The sequence below is a fragment of the Actinomadura mexicana genome (assembly GCF_900188105.1).
In the GTDB taxonomy this organism is placed as follows: Bacteria; Actinomycetota; Actinomycetes; order Streptosporangiales; family Streptosporangiaceae; genus Spirillospora; species Spirillospora mexicana.
In genome coordinates, this window is sequence record NZ_FZNP01000001.1 from 268,453 (window position 1) to 282,765 (window position 14,313).

Consider the following 14,313-nt stretch of genomic DNA (forward strand, 5'->3'; position numbering starts at 1 on the left):
GCAGAAGCACGGAAGGCGTCAACAACCCAACTCAGGGCCGAGGTGGCATAACACCGTCTCCACGCTTTGGGGAATTGACAGGTAATCGATCGCGGACGCATCCTCGCCAACATCATCGAGCAGTACGAAGCGAATCGCTAACGCCCGGCGTGTTGCTGCCGACTCCTCCTCCGACTGCCTGGAAACTGAGGGGATAGACGACTGGATCTCGCCGCTCTCGGGGCTGATCGGCGCGCTGGTCGGTGCCAGCGCCAGCTTCTTTGGTTCGCAACAGGTGCTGAAGAGGCAACTGCAAGCCGACCGTGAGGCCCGCGAAGAGGCCGAACGAACAGCGGTAGTGGCGTCTTTGTCAGAGGCTCTGACCGCTCTCTTGGACCACGCCGCCTTGATCCCCGAGCCGCACCAGGACAAGAACCCTGCCAAGGTCCCCCGCCACGCCAGGCCCAGATACGCAGACGAGCAGACATGGAACGAGCAGTGGCAACCACTCGACGGGTCGGGGGAAGGAAGGTGGGGGAAGAACAGCGGCTACGCCGCTACCCCAACCAGAGGATGTCGAGGATGCGCAGCGTCTCTGCCTTCTCGTCCACCAGGAAGGTGAGCATGCCTTCGCCGCCGGCACCAAAGAAGGCGTGCCGGACCGCTGTCTGATCTGCCCGTTCCGGTACCGCGTCCCACGGAGCTTCGAGGAGCCGGAGGAGGCGTTCAAGGAGCGGCCCGTTGCGAACCTCCTCGGGGAGTCCGTTCAACTCGTACAGCGCACGGCCGTGGAAGCCGTCGAAGCGGTACGTCACACCCGGCCTTCCCAGCCCGGCGGGGTGTAGCGGACGAAGGTGTCTTCCCGGCCTTGCAGGGCGTCCTGCACAGCCTCTTCGTAGCCGGGACGGGCGTAGGCGATGGCCCGCAAGCGCCAGCGGCGAAGCAAGGTCTGGACCTGCTTGAAGCGCGCCAGGTCGTGCGCGGCGTCGAGCGCCTCGTCGTACTCGGCCCGGAACTGGCCGCGATGCGACGGCGGGAGCGCATCGAAGATCGCAGCCGGGTCCTCTCCGGGATCCCGCGATGCGGCCGGTTCCTCGGGCTGAGCGGTCATGATGCCAATCTACCCGTGTGCCGCACACGGGGACGGGACTCCCCCAGCAGGGCCGTGAGCAAGATCCGGAGTATGTGCGGAATGATCTTGTAAGCGGTGACGAGTTGCCGAGGAGTGTGCGCAGGTGGGCCGGGACGCGGGGCCGTCGGAGAACCTCGGACTTCTCATCCGACGGTCGCGGGTTCGAATCCTGCCGGGCGCGCCATCACCACCAGCACGAACATCGTTCCCCGGACGAGCCAGCTCGGACGTGTGGGGCCGGACTAGGGCCGACCTGGGCCCCGGACACTTCTGCGCACACCGGAGAGAGTCCTGCACGTCGGGGCCCGCAGCGGTTCTGTTCGACCCGACCAGGTGTTGTGGTTGGTCGCTGCGGTGCCGATGCCGATCTTTCCCGTCGCGGCTGCGACCGCGCCTGCCACCACCCCAGCGTCCTTGACGTTGATCCGCTCGGACAGGAACATCGCGCCGATGCCGAGCCGTTCGGCCTGCTGTGCCTCCGCCACGACGTCGAGCGGACTCGCGATACGGCCCGCCAGCCCGTAGTACCCGATCTCGAACAGCGCCGCCGTCATGCCGATCCCCTCCGCGCCTGGGCGCGCTGTCTGTCGATGAACCGCGTGGTCGTTTTATTGACGAACGTCGGCGAGAGCCGGCCGACGCGCCACGCGAGCCGCGCACGGCGCGGCTCCACGACCATTGCCTCGTTCGCCTCGACGGCCGCCAGGACCCGCCGGGCGAGCACGCCCGCATCGAGCGGACGCTTGATCCCCTGCCCGTCGAGGTAGAAGTCGCGACCGCGGTAGGGGCCGATCTCGCCCTTGTCGAGGATCGGGGTGTCCACGGCCGCAGGGCAGACAACGGTGACGCCGACACCGTGCGCGGCGGCCTCGGTCCGCAGCGCGAGGGACAGCCCGACGACGGCATGCTTGGTGGCGACGTACGACGTCATCAGGCCCGCGGCCATGAGACCGCCCATCGAGGCCGTGTTGACGATGTGCCCGCCGCGCTGGCGGACCATCTGCGGATACGCCGCGTGCACACCATGCACGACGCCGCGGATGTTGACGTCGATGATCGAGTTCCACTGGTCCAGCGTCAGGTTCTCCGTGTCGCCGAAATAGGTGATGCCCGCGTTGTTGAACATCAGGTCGATCCGTCCGTGTGCCTCCACGACCTCGTCGACGACCTGCTGCACCTGGGCCGCTCGCGTCACGTCGACGGCCGCTGCACGTGCCGATCCCGGTCCGGCGAGGCCGAAGACGGTCTTGTCCGCGGCGCCCAGGTCGAGGTCCGTGCACACCACGTCGGCGCCTGCGCCGACAAGTGCCGCGGTGAGGGAGGCTCCGATGCCCGAGCCGCCGCCTGTGACGATCGCGGATCTGCTCGCGAGGCTCATGCGAACGCCTTCTCCACGAGTCCGGCGAGATCCGGGTAGCGCATCAGGTGGGCACCGCCGTTGATGTCAAGGGTCTCGCCGGTGATCCACGCCGCGTCGTCCGACAGCAGGTAGCGCACGGATGCGGCGATCTCCTCCGGGCTTCCCGGTCGGCCGAGCGGCGTGTTGGCGACGTACTCGTCCTCGACCCCGGGTACGTCCATCGCCGGCGCCGTCAGCGGCGTGACGACCAGTCCGGGCGCCACTGCGTTGACGCGCACGCGGCGCGGCGCGAGTTCGAGCGCAGCGACCTCCGTGAGCGCCACGAGGCCGGCCTTCGCGGCGCAGTAGGCAGCCAGGCCGGTGCCGGGCCGGCGGGCGTTGAGGGAGGTCAGCGATACCAGCGCACCTCCGTCGGCGACCCGGAGTCCGGCGTGCTTGAGCACGAGGAACGCGCCGGTGAGGCAGACGTCGACGATCCGGCGCCACTCCGCGGCGTCGTGGTCGACGACTCGCGAGAGCGTACTCGTGCCGGCACAGTTGACCACGCCGTGGAAGCGCCCGTGCTCGGCGACGACGCCCTCGAAGAGCGCCTCCACTCCTCCCTCGTCGGTCACGTCGACCTCGACGTCGGCGGCCGTGCCGGGGAGGTCGGCGACCACCACGATGTCGCCCTGCGACCGCAGCAGCGCGGCCGTCGCCGCTCCGAGGCCGGACCCGCCCCCGACCACCACGACCGTGCGCTGCTCACTCATCCGCCACCATCCTGACGCTCGTCGGTATCTGTTGACACGTGTCAATTGCAGTCCTAACGTGACGGGCGTCACACCAGGTTGTCAAGCAGATGCCGAGGAGTAGCCGATGAGTGGTCCGACGGTCGCCGTGATCGGTGCCGGCATCAGTGGGCTGACGATGAGCAAGATGCTGGAGGACTACGGGCTGGAGTACGCCACGTTCGAGTCCTCGGACCGCGTCGGCGGCAACTGGGCCTTCGGCAACCCCAACGGGCACAGCAGCGCCTACCGCTCGCTGCACATCGACACCTCGAAGCACCAGCTGTCCTTCAAGGACTTCCCGATGCCCGAGGAGTATCCCGACTTCCCGCACCACACCCAGATCAAGGACTACCTCGACAGCTACGCCGACGCGTTCGACATCCGGCGCCGGATCGAGTTCGAGAACGGCGTCGTGCACGCCGAGCGGCACCCCGACGGCGGGTGGTCGCTGGAGACCGAGCGCACCGGCGTACGTCGCTTCGACGTGCTCCTGGTGGCCAACGGCCACCACTGGGACCCGCGCTTCGCCGACAAGCCGGGAGAGTTCACCGGCCTGACGATGCACTCGCACGCCTACATCGACCCGCGGACGCCGTACGACCTGACAGGTAAGCGGATCCTGATCATCGGGCTGGGCAACAGCGCCGCCGACATCGCGGTCGAGCTCTCCAGCAAGACACTCGACAACGAGGTCGTCATCTCGACGCGGTCCAGTGCGTGGATCGTGCCGAAGTACTTCGCCGGAACGCCGGCCGACAAGTACTACAGGACCTCCCCGCACATCCCGTTCGCGTGGCAGCGCAAGTTCGTGCAGATGATGCAGCCGCTGACCGCCGGCCGCCCGACCGACTACGGCCTGCCCGAGCCCAACCACAAGTTCTTCGAGGCGCATCCGACGCAGTCGGTCGAGCTGCCGCTGCGGCTCGGCTCCGGCGACCTGCGGGCCAAGGGCGACATCGAGCGCTGGGACGGTCCTACCGTGCACTTCGCCGACGGCACCGCCGAGGACTTCGACGTCGTCATCCACGCCACCGGCTACAACATCACCTTCCCGTTCTTCGACCCCGACTTCCTCAGCGCGCCCGAGAACCGCATCCGCCTCTACAAGCGGATCTTCAAGCCGGGCATGGACGACGTCGCGTTCATCGGGTTCGCCCAGGCGACGCCGACACTGTTCCCGTTCGTCGAGTGCCAGACCCGGCTGGTCGCGGCCTGGCTCGTCGGCCGCTACGCGCCGCCGCCGGTCGCCGAGATGGAGCGGGTGATCGACGAGGACCAGCAGAAGTACACCGCCCACATGGTGCAGCGGCCGCGGCACACCCAGCAGCTCGACCACTTCCTCTACGAGCACGACCTGCGCACCCGCGAGATCCCCGCGGGCATGGAGCGAGCTGCGCGGCAGCGGGCGCGGCAGCCCGTGGAGGCGCGCGGGTGAGCGAGGAGCGCACCTGGGCGCGGCTGGTCGACCGCCGCAGTGTCAACCGCGGCGACCAGCGCCGCTCGGCCCTGCTCCAGGCCCTCGACGACCTGCTGCGCGAGCAGACCCTCGACCAGGTCAACGTCGCGGAGATCTCGCGGCGGGCCGGCGTCACCCGCTCCGCGTTCTACTTCTACTTCGAGAGCAAGGCCACCGCGGTGCTCGCCCTGATGGCCGACCTGTACGACGCCGCGTCGGGCGCGACCGACCTGCTGGTCAAGGCGGAGGGTGATCCCGGCGAGCGGATCCGGCAGGTCCTCGACTCGCTCTTCGACTCCGTCGACGCCTCGCCGCACACCTACCGGGCCCTGCTCGAAGCGAGGGCCGCGAACCCACAGGTCCGGGAGGGCTGGGACGCGGGCCGCGCCGAGTTCGCGGGCATGGTCGCGGAGATGATCGAGCGGGAGCGGGCTGCCGGGCACGCGACCGACGGTCCGGACGCGGCGGGTCTGGCCGCCGTACTCCTCGACCTGAACGACCACGCCCTCGAGCGCCATGCGCTCTGCGGTGAGCCGCCGCGCGAGCAGCACGTCGAGGCGCTCACGCACATCTGGATGACCAGCATCTACGGAGGCATCGCGTGACCACCTTCGACTTCACCTCGGCCGGTGTGCGCTGCGCCGCCACGCATCACGCCGGCGCGGACGGTGCGCCCGTCATGGTGCTCGGCCACGGCCTCGGCGGCACCCAGGACTCCGGCCTCCAGCCGTTCGCCGAGGCGTTCGCGGCGGCGGGCTTCCACGCCGTCACCTTCGACTACCGCGGCTTCGGCGCGAGCGACGCGGGCTACGGTGGTCCGCGCCAGTGCGTGTCCGTCGCCGACCAGGTCGCCGACTGGCACGCCGCCGTCGAGGCAGCGAAGCGCCTTCCGGGCGTCGACGCCGAACGGGTCGTGCTCTGGGGCATCTCGCTCGCGGGCGGCCACGTCGTCTCCGTCGCCGCCGCGCGTGACGACGTCGCGGCGGTCGTCTCCGCGGTGCCGCTCGTCGACGGGCTCGCCGCCGCGCGGCTCGCCGCGAAGCACCATCGCCCGGCCCAGCTGCTCGCCTCCACCGGCCGCGGCATCGCTTCGGCCCTACGACGAAAGGCCGGCCGCGCGCCGACGATGATCCCGGTCGTGGCTCGTCCCGGGGAGCTCGGCGCGCTGACCCTGCCCGGCGCCTACGAGGACTACCTCGCGCTCGCGGGCCCGACCTGGCGCAACGAGATCGCCGCCGACGTCGTGATGGAGCTCAGCGGCCGGACGCCCGCCAAGGACGCGAAGTCGCTGCGGGTCCCGTGGCTGGTGCAGATCTGCGACTTCGACAGGAGCGCGCCGCCGTACGCCGCGGCGAAGGCGGCCTTCGCCGGTCGCGCCGAGGTGCGGCACTACCCCGGCGACCACTTCGACCTCTTCGCCGGCAAGCCCTTCCACGAGGCCGCCACCCGCCACGTCGTGGCGTTCCTGAGCCGCCACCTGGCGGTTCCCTCCGCCGCCACCTCGCCCACCGCGACCGCATCGGAGCCGTCCCGTGTCTGACACCGTCCAGGCCCTCCTCCTCCAGCATGCCGAACGGGACACGCCCGGTCTGAAGTACGGCGACCAGGTGTGGAGCTGGCGCGGCTACCTCGGCGCGAGCGCCGCCCGTGCGCACGTGCTGCACGCGATGGCCGACCCGGGCCGGCCGGTCCACGTCGGCGTGCTGATGGAGAACAGCCCCGAGATGGCGATGGCGATCGCGGCGGGTGCGCTCGGCGGGCACGTGACCGTCGGCATCAACACCATCCGGCGCGGCGAGAGTCTCGCGGCCGACGTACGCCGGGCCGACTGCCAGATCCTGCTGACCGATCATCAGCACCTGGCCCTGCTCGGCGGGCTCGACCTCGGCGGCGCGACGGTGGTCGACACCGACGACGTCGACTGGCCCAAGCGGGTGGCCGACGCACCGCGTGGAACCGCCGGGTTCCCGACAGTCGACGCGATGGACACCTTCATGCTGATCTTCACCTCCGGCACCAGCGGGGAGCCGAAGGCCGTGCGGGTCGCCAACTTCATGGCGGTGATGTCGGGGGCGACGCTCGCCGAAAAGTTCGACCTGACGACCGAGGACATCGTCTATTCCTCGATGCCCATGTTCCACAGCAACGCCATCCTCGCCGGATACGCCGTGCACGCCCACGCCGGTGCCGCTCTGGCGCCGGCCAGGTTCAGCGCAAGCCGGTTCCTCAGCGACCTGCGCCACTATGGCGCGACCTACCTCAACTACGTCGGCAAGCCGCTCGCCTACCTGCTCGCGACGCCGGAACAGCCCGACGACCGGGACAACCCACTACGTGTCGCGTTCGGCAACGAGGCGAGCGACCGCGACATCGAGGAGTTCGCCCGTCGCTTCGACTGCACCGTGTGGGACGGCTTCGGCTCCACCGAGACCGCGGTCATCATCACCCGCACTGACGACACGCCGGCCGGCTCCATCGGGCAGCCGTTCGACGGCGTCGCCGTCTACGACCGCGACACCCGCACCGAGTGCCCGCGCGCCGTCTTCGACGACCTGGGCCGGGTGACCAACCTGGACGAGGCGGTCGGCGAGCTGGTCAACACCACCGGGGCCGGGTTCTTCGCCGGCTACTACAACGACGAACAGGCGACCTCCGAGCGGCTCGACGGGGGCATGTACTGGTCCGGCGATCTCGCCTATCGGGACGAAGCAGGCTTCATATACCTGGCGGGTCGCACCGACGACTGGCTGCGCGTCGACGGCGAGAACCTCGCGGCGGCGCCGATCGAGCGGGTGCTGCTGCGCAACGACGCGATCAGCCAGGCCGCGGTGTACGGCGTACCGGACGCCGACGCCCCGGGCGACCAGCTCATGTGCGCGCTGGTGCTGCGCGACGGCGCGACCCTCACGCCCGTCGATCTCCAGAAGTTCCTGAATGCCCAGCCGGACCTGTCGCCGAAGGCATGGCCGAAGTTCGTCCGGATCGCCACCGACCTGCCGAGTACGGCGACGAACAAGGTTCTCAAGCGCGAGCTCCGGGCTCAGGGCACCGAGACCACGGACACGCTGTTCGCGCGGAGCGAGCGGGACCACGTCTACCGCCCTGAGCCCTAGTGCAGCGTGTCTAACGACCTCAGTTCCGATGAGCTTCGGCCACGTCACTCCCAACACCCCCATGCGCGCTCGCCCGTCTGGAGACCGGCACGAGCGATCGTCACCGGCACTGCCTTGATCGCTGCCGCGAGCACGTGGCGGTCATCGGGATCCTGCGGGTCGAGAGCGTCAACCAAGGACTCGTAGCCCTTCACGAGGCAGTCGCGGACCGCCCGATTCATCAGTTCGGGTGTCAGGCCAGCCTCTACAGATCGAGGTCAGGCCGGTTCGCCGCAGATTGGCGCTGCACGGGCAGCTCAGCGCTCGCCGCCGTGCACGACCCCGCCTCCCGCACCTACTACAACTGCTGCAGAGCCCGCGGGGAGCCCCAACCACAGGCCCTACTCCGCCTCGCCCGGCACCGCATCAGCGTGCTGTTCGCGAAGCTCCGCGACAACACCCTCTACGAACCCAGAACCCCACGCCTCACTTGAAGGAAAAGATAGAAGCACCCCCCGCGGCTGGCCGGGACAGGGAGAACCGCTCCTCAACGATAAGAAGCCTGGTCGAGCCCGTTCCCATGTTCTGTGTGCCCTGCAGGGGCTAACCTCCGCAACACTGGATCATGTTCGCTCGTTGTTTGCTCGTATGTCGCGAAACGCGCTAGCAGCAGGCGGCACAGAGCCGCATCGCAGGTTCCGGAATTTGCGCCTAATAGGATGGAGTGACAGACGCGACACTCGCAATGATCGATAAACAGCACTTACATCGGGCTTCTAATCCGACGGTCGCGAATTCCAATCATACCGGACGCGCAACAGCCTGACCTGCGGTCTTACCAATGCTAAGATTTCAAATAATATCCCTTTCGTCCCCGTGTCCGCTCGCTGTTCGCTCGGATGCCGGGGCCTTGCGCAACGCGGCCCGCAGCTGGGGAACGCGCAGCAGCAGCGCGACGATCTCCTCGACGTAGCGCCAGGCGGTGGCCACCAGCACCCCGAAACCCGCAGCGGTATCGGCAAACGTCTCACCCTTGCGCAGGTGCACCAGCACCAGCACCAGCACCAGCACCAGCAGAGCCTGCTGGCCGGGGTTCAGCCGCCGCCACTGACACCTGATCCGCCCGGCGACGGCGACGATCCCGCCACGTAGTTCAGCGTCGGACGTGACAAATTCACAGCGGCACGGTAGAAAGCATGCAAAAGCTCCTGGTGAGACGGTGTGATTGTGGTCACCAATCCGTCTACCGGAGGCTTCTCTGCATCTGCGGGCGATCCGTCAACTCGCGATCGTGCTGTGGTCACCCCATCCCGCCCCAGGATGAGAAAAGGTTAATCCGTAGATACTGCATTGGCGATCCGGCCAGTGACCTCGATAGACTGAGGAACTATTCTGCGAAATTCCCAGTGCTCGACGAACGCTTCCCCGCGGGGCTAATACCGGGCGACAGCGGTGAAGTTGGCTCTCATGTCCCTCTCGCGCGACGATGGGCAGGGAACCGAGTCGCGGGCGCGGCGCGCCGTGATACGTGTTTGAAGTGACTGCGGTGGCGGGCCTGTCTTTGGTGGCGAGCGTGGATCAGGATGCGCTGGTGGAGTACCGGGGGTCGGGCGGTGCGTGAGCTGTTCGCCGATCGGGGAGGTCATGGACCGGTACGGCACGTCGCGGCGTTCGCGTGGAAGGTGCTGCGGCCGGGCGGGGTCCTGGCAATCACGCCAATCGCCCGCCACGAAGCCGGGCGATTCGTCGACCCCGCTTCGCAAATCATCCGCCAAGCCCAAGGACTGGGTTCCGGTACGCCAAACACGCTTTCGCGCTGCGCGTCCCCATCGACGGGGACTCGTTGGTCGTTAGGCAGGACCCGCCGAGTTGGCCCCACTTGCGCGACATCCGCTCCCGCGCGCTGCCGCCGCAGGTCAGCGTTCACGCCGACGTGTGCCTGTTCACAAAAACTCACCGGGACAGGGGTGGTGCCCGATGAACCACGGTTTCTTCTCCGGTCCGACCACGGCCCTGGCATCGGTGCTCGCGACCGGGTAGCAGCTTCGCGATTGCAACGCCACGGCAGCGAAGAACGATAGAAAAAGCATGTGAAGCCCCTGCTAGGGCGGAGGGTTCTAATAGATCACCTTCCTACCAGGGTTCCTTCAAATTTCAGGGCCCGCCACACCTCCCGCGATCATGCTGTGATTCCTATTCACAGGCGCTAATGGAAAGGGTTCACCGGCGAGCTGCCATCCTATCTCGGGTCCCAACACGTGGCAGCCCGAACCTTTCGGTTGCGACCCACACCTCCGTTGAGCCTCTGTCTCGCAGGTGGCGGAGTGTGACCAGCGCGTGATGCTGTTGTGGAATGCTCGGCGGGGACGTGAGTACGGATTCGGCGGTTGAAGCGGGAGGCGGTCGGTGAAGGCGAGCGAGACGACGTTGCGGAAGCTGATCGCGGGCGAGAAGCAGTTCGTGGTCCCGTTGTTCCAGCGTCCGTATGCGTGGACGGACAAGCATCTCAAGCCGCTGTGGCAGGACGTGGTGGCACAGGCTGACGCGGTCGCGCAGGGGTCTCCTCGCGGGCATTTCCTCGGGTCGGTAGTGCTGGCGCCCAGTCCTCATGCGAGCCCGTCGCTGGCGCGGTGGATCGTGGTCGATGGGCAACAGCGGCTGACCACGCTGCTGTTGCTGCTGTGCGCGATCAGGGATCATCTGAAGGTTGAAGATCCGGATGAGTGGGACCGGATCAATGAACTGCACCTGATCAACAAGTTCGAGCGGGGGGAAGCCCGCTTTCGGCTGCTGCCCACGCAGGTCGACCGCGGCGCATTCACTGCATGTGTCAACGGGTCTCTCGATCAGCGGGTCTCGGGAGTGATCGGCACCAGCTACCAGTTCTTCCGCAGCAGGCTGGTCACCGCCGATGATCCGGCCGACCCGCACGACATCAAGCGTATCGAATCGGCGGTGCTGGACTGGCTCAGCCTGGTGCAGATCACCGTGGAGCAGGACGACAACGCGTTCCGGATCTTCGAGTCGCTGAACAACACGGGCATGCGACTCAGTCAGGTGGACCTGATTCGCAACTATGTCTTCATGATGCTCGCGACCAAAGGCGAGCACGTGTACGACACCTACTGGTTGCCGCTCCAGCGGATGCTCGGCAACGACACCAAGGCGCTGGAGCAGCTGATGTACCTGGTCCTGGTGCTGAAGAAGGGCGAGGACGCCACCTACAACGACATCTACCGCGGCCACCAGCAACTACTGGACCAAGCCGGCGGTGACGAGAACAAGATCGAGACCTACGTCGCGGACCTGGCCCGCCGCGCCCGCCACTTCGCCGTCATCCGCGAGCCCGGTCGGGAGGCCGACAGCCGGATTTCGGCGAGCCTTGAATTCCTCAACGAGTGGCAGGCCTCTACCACCTACCCGGTGGTGATGAGGCTTCTGGAGCTGCGTGAGGACGGCGAGGCCACCGATGATGACCTGGCCGAAGCATTGCGCTACATCGAGAGTTTCGTGGTTCGCCGACTCATCGCGGGTGTCCCCACCAACAACCTGAACCGGGTCTTCCAGCGGCTGTCGGGGCTGCTGTCAGCCGACGAGCCGGTGCCCGGCACCGTCCGCTCCACCCTGTCGCCAGCACGGCTGTACTGGCCCACCGACACCGAGCTGCGCGACGCTGTCCGGACCCGGCAGTTCTACTGGCAAGGCAGCGGCCCTCAGAAGAAGCTCGTACTCCGCCGCCTCGCGGGAACCTTCCGCAGCCCCGAGCTGGTCGACCTGGCGCACAAGAACATCACCATCGAGCACGTCCTCCCCCAGCACTTGACCCCCGAATGGCGCACGGAGCTGTCACGTGACAGCGACGACCCGGCAATGCTGCACCGCGAACTCGTCCACACGCTGGGAAACCTGACTCTGACCGGGTACAACTCAGCCTTAAGCGACCTACCGTTCGCACGTAAGCGCGAGCAGCTCAGCCGCACCAGCATCGCCATGAACCAGGCCATCGCTGAACAAGGACACTGGGGCAAGACCGAGATCCACGCCCGCGCCGACGACCTCACCGAGCGGGCGATCGCTCTATGGCCTGGCCCGGACGAGACCGGCCGTAAGTCCTCCCCGGAGCGGGACTGGACGCTGTTGCACAACGCCTTGGCCGCGCTGCCTGCAGCGACATGGACGACCTACGGGGACATCGCCGAGCTGATCGGCTCGCACGCCGTGCCAGTGGGCGTCCACCTGGGCAGCGTGCAAGTGGTGAACGCGCACCGGGTCCTTACCGCCGAGCGTCGACCGTCCCCTAACTTCCGCTGGCCCGACCCCGACGACGACCGAAATGTCCTAAACGTTCTGGTCGACGACGGTATCAAGCTCGACGACACCGGCCGCGCCGACCCCGCCCAGCATGTCTCCGCCCATGAACTCGCGGCGCTGCTCGACCTGCCTGGGGCAGCCGAGATGAAAGAAACCGACCTGACCGAAGGCGACGCCGCCGACCTGACCGAACAAGAACACCGCTTCCACAGCCAACTGGGCAGCCTCCACGGTCCCAAGACCACCGGGGCCGTCGCCCGCCTGCTCGACCGTTGGCGTGAGGTGGGCGGCCAGTTCCAGTACGGCACCGGAGCCCAAGCCCGCTGCAGCCCGGTCCTGCCACAAAAACCCGGCGTGACCAAGATGCTGAACCTCTACACCCGTACCATCGAGGTGCCCTTCGGCCTGCTGAAAGGCCGACCCGTATTCGACGACCCCGGCCTGCGCGAGGAACTGCGGCAACGCCTCAACGACGCCCCCGGAATCGACCTGCCCGCCTCCAAACTCGACCTGTGGCCCAGTTTTCCCATCGCCCAACTGGCCGACGAGGCCACCTGGGACGTCGTTATCGCTACCCTCGACTGGTTCAAAGCCCAGATCGACCACAGCGACGGCAACTGACTGCCTCCCCCCTCGAGTGGAGACCGGGCGCGACCAAGGTCATCATGATCAACAAATCCGGGTAGGCCTCGACAGCTTCAAGTTCGCCGCCGGCAAGCCCCTCTGCCCGCCACTTGTGGCCCATCCACGGCCGTCCCGGAGTGACAAGGGGCGGCGGCGCTCAGGCCGCTGCGCGGCCCCGCGCCAGGCCGCCCGGAGCGTGCGGCATGGGCGCCGGTCACCGGACGGCCACGCATCGCGAAGCCGCCGCCCTGTCCGTCATCCGCTGGCGGTCACGGGGTCGCGCCGCCGCCCGGCAGAGACGGACCGTCAGAGTCGGCGCCCGTTTGAGTTCAGTGTTCAACCCGATCGCGAGGTCATTGATCCTGCCGCTGATCCTCCGCAGCTCCTCGGCCAGTTCCTTGGCTCGGCCGTTGTGCGGCTCGGGCATCTGTGGAGTGACAGCACTGAGAATCGGAACGTCTGGACCTGCTTGAAGCGCGCCAGGTCGTGCGCGGCGTCGTGCGCCTCGTCATACTCGGCCCGGAACTGGTCGCGATGCGACGGCGGGAGCGCATCGAAGATCGCAGCCGGGTCCTCTCCGGGATCCCGCGATGCGGCCGGTTCCTCGGGCAGAGCGGTCATGATGTCTGACTTACCTGTGTGCCGCACACGGGGACGGGACTCCCCCGGGGTCCGTTCTGAACGGCCGGACATGTGCCCTCCCTATCGCGGGCGAGCGGATTGGTCCGAGTTAGAGCATCGGTAGGCACGTTCGTCTCCGCCCCGGATCCTCCCGACGCATGAGGGTGACGGGCGCGGTGGTGAGGTGGGGTCGCCGGGAGGGCGCGGTCGGGTGCCGGACGTCGCCGCATCGGCACGCGGCTGTGCGGAGCGGCGGGGATTATCCGGCGTGCTGGTGATGCCGGGGTTTCGGGCAAGTGCCTAGGCGTCCGGGATGAGGTCGAGGGCGACCTCCAGTGCGGCGGCTTGCAGTTCGTTCTCGTCGATGTCCTTGTCGCGCATGGCGAAGTGGGTCATGTGCAGGGTGAGGATGGAAAGGCGGGCGCGGATCTGATCCGGGAGGCTCGTCTCGTTGTCGACCAGGAACTCGGCGAAGGACTGCATGCGCGCGCGCATGTCGGCGCCGCCCTTCAGGTCCCGTACTGCCGGTTCGTTCTGCTGCATGAAGCGGAGCATCTCCTTGCCGGGACCCTGGATGATCTCGGCATAGCGGCGCACGAACTCCCGCCGTGACGCCGGGGTGGGCTGCTGCCCCCGCGCCCATTCCAGCAGTTCCTCGGCCTCGGCGTGGAAGTCCGCGAAGAGGCTGGCAACGATGTCCTCTTTGGTCTTGAAGTGGTAGTACAGCGCCGCCTTGGTCACGTCGAGCCGTTCGGCGATCTCGCGGAGCGAGGTCTTCTCGTAGCCCTGCTCGGCGAACAACTCCAGGGCGACCCTGCGGATCTGCTCGCGGGTGTCGCTGCGTCGGCGGGTCATCACGTCCTCCCCAAACAATCTTACTTGACGACCGGCTAGTTCCCAGCTTACCGTACGGCAGGTAAGCAAACTAGCCGGGCGGCAGGTAAGTGCCGATGCAGGGAGGACCG

12 protein-coding genes and 2 pseudogenes are annotated in these 14,313 nt (G+C 67.6%); 6 read left to right on the forward strand and 8 right to left on the reverse strand.

What is annotated here, in order from left to right; all coding sequences use genetic code 11:
- Positions 1–536 precede the first annotated feature (536 nt).
- The 5 genes from CHC11_RS01170 to CHC11_RS01190 all read right to left on the reverse strand — a co-directional run bounded on the left by CHC11_RS01170 (position 537) and on the right by CHC11_RS01190 (position 3,223).
- The gene (locus CHC11_RS01170) at positions 537–794 is read right to left on the reverse strand and encodes a hypothetical protein (protein ID WP_089309671.1); all 258 of its coding nucleotides are present in this window, start codon (positions 792–794) and stop codon (positions 537–539) included.
- Positions 791–1,090, reverse strand: a complete 300-nt coding sequence (locus CHC11_RS01175; RefSeq protein ID WP_089309672.1) for a DUF6247 family protein — start codon at positions 1,088–1,090, stop codon at positions 791–793. Before CHC11_RS01175 ends, CHC11_RS01170 begins: the two co-directional genes overlap by 4 nt.
- A 263-nt stretch (positions 1,091–1,353) precedes the next feature.
- Complete coding sequence (locus CHC11_RS01180) at positions 1,354–1,665, reverse strand: LLM class flavin-dependent oxidoreductase (protein WP_089309673.1); 312 nt, start codon at positions 1,663–1,665, stop codon at positions 1,354–1,356.
- A complete protein-coding gene (locus CHC11_RS01185; RefSeq protein WP_089309674.1) occupies positions 1,662–2,489 on the reverse strand; it encodes an SDR family NAD(P)-dependent oxidoreductase in 828 nt (275 codons plus the stop codon). The genes CHC11_RS01180 and CHC11_RS01185 overlap by 4 nt, the downstream gene beginning before the upstream one ends.
- Positions 2,486–3,223, reverse strand: coding sequence for an SDR family NAD(P)-dependent oxidoreductase (locus tag CHC11_RS01190; protein ID WP_089309675.1), 738 nt, complete (start codon positions 3,221–3,223; stop codon positions 2,486–2,488). The genes CHC11_RS01185 and CHC11_RS01190 overlap by 4 nt, the downstream gene beginning before the upstream one ends.
- Before the next feature lie 106 nt (positions 3,224–3,329).
- Between CHC11_RS01190 and CHC11_RS01195 the strand changes: the two genes are divergently transcribed.
- The 5 genes and pseudogenes from CHC11_RS01195 to CHC11_RS40000 all read left to right on the forward strand — a co-directional run.
- Entirely contained in the window at positions 3,330–4,679 is a 1,350-nt protein-coding gene (locus CHC11_RS01195; protein ID WP_089309676.1) for a flavin-containing monooxygenase, read from the forward strand.
- Positions 4,676–5,305: a TetR/AcrR family transcriptional regulator gene (locus CHC11_RS01200; protein ID WP_089309677.1), complete on the forward strand. Its 630-nt coding sequence runs from the start codon at positions 4,676–4,678 to the stop codon at positions 5,303–5,305. The genes CHC11_RS01195 and CHC11_RS01200 overlap by 4 nt, the downstream gene beginning before the upstream one ends.
- Entirely contained in the window at positions 5,302–6,240 is a 939-nt protein-coding gene (locus CHC11_RS01205; RefSeq protein ID WP_218825892.1) for an alpha/beta fold hydrolase, read from the forward strand. Before CHC11_RS01200 ends, CHC11_RS01205 begins: the two co-directional genes overlap by 4 nt.
- The gene (gene fadD1 / locus CHC11_RS01210) at positions 6,233–7,813 is read left to right on the forward strand and encodes a fatty-acid--CoA ligase FadD1 (protein WP_089309678.1); all 1,581 of its coding nucleotides are present in this window, start codon (positions 6,233–6,235) and stop codon (positions 7,811–7,813) included. Before CHC11_RS01205 ends, fadD1 begins: the two co-directional genes overlap by 8 nt.
- 296 nt (positions 7,814–8,109) lie before the next feature.
- Positions 8,110–8,286, forward strand: a pseudogene (locus CHC11_RS40000) (IS110 family transposase); the annotation flags it as partial.
- Between the two features lie 451 nt (positions 8,287–8,737).
- Here CHC11_RS40000 and CHC11_RS42335 read toward each other — a convergent pair.
- A pseudogene (locus tag CHC11_RS42335) lies at positions 8,738–8,964 on the reverse strand (transposase family protein); the annotation flags it as partial.
- Between the two features lie 1,234 nt (positions 8,965–10,198).
- Here CHC11_RS42335 and CHC11_RS01225 point away from each other — a divergent pair.
- Complete coding sequence (locus CHC11_RS01225) at positions 10,199–12,724, forward strand: GmrSD restriction endonuclease domain-containing protein (RefSeq protein WP_089309680.1); 2,526 nt, start codon at positions 10,199–10,201, stop codon at positions 12,722–12,724.
- A 339-nt stretch (positions 12,725–13,063) separates the two neighbouring features.
- On the opposite strand, the gene CHC11_RS43750 is transcribed toward CHC11_RS01225, so the two are convergent.
- Both CHC11_RS43750 and CHC11_RS01230 read right to left on the reverse strand, forming a co-directional pair.
- Positions 13,064–13,420 carry a DUF6247 family protein gene (locus CHC11_RS43750; RefSeq protein WP_425427262.1) on the reverse strand — a complete coding sequence of 119 codons (357 nt, stop codon included), beginning with the start codon at positions 13,418–13,420 and terminating at the stop codon, positions 13,064–13,066.
- A gap of 228 nt (positions 13,421–13,648) precedes the next feature.
- Positions 13,649–14,203, reverse strand: a complete 555-nt coding sequence (locus CHC11_RS01230; RefSeq protein ID WP_089309681.1) for a TetR/AcrR family transcriptional regulator — start codon at positions 14,201–14,203, stop codon at positions 13,649–13,651.
- Positions 14,204–14,313 lie beyond the last annotated feature (110 nt).

What these genes read in the sequence shown, in the direction of transcription:
- CHC11_RS01175 (WP_089309672.1), bottom strand. Translation starts at nt 1,090, where the DNA reads ATGACCGCTCAGCCCGAGGAACCGGCCGCATCGCGGGATCCCGGAGAG.
- CHC11_RS01180 (WP_089309673.1), bottom strand. Translation starts at nt 1,665, where the DNA reads ATGACGGCGGCGCTGTTCGAGATCGGGTACTACGGGCTGGCGGGCCGT.
- CHC11_RS01185 (WP_089309674.1), bottom strand. Translation starts at nt 2,489, where the DNA reads ATGAGCCTCGCGAGCAGATCCGCGATCGTCACAGGCGGCGGCTCGGGC.
- CHC11_RS01190 (WP_089309675.1), bottom strand. Translation starts at nt 3,223, where the DNA reads ATGAGTGAGCAGCGCACGGTCGTGGTGGTCGGGGGCGGGTCCGGCCTC.
- CHC11_RS01195 (WP_089309676.1), top strand. Translation starts at nt 3,330, where the DNA reads ATGAGTGGTCCGACGGTCGCCGTGATCGGTGCCGGCATCAGTGGGCTG.
- CHC11_RS43750 (WP_425427262.1), bottom strand. Translation starts at nt 13,420, where the DNA reads ATGTCCGGCCGTTCAGAACGGACCCCGGGGGAGTCCCGTCCCCGTGTG.
- CHC11_RS01230 (WP_089309681.1), bottom strand. Translation starts at nt 14,203, where the DNA reads ATGACCCGCCGACGCAGCGACACCCGCGAGCAGATCCGCAGGGTCGCC.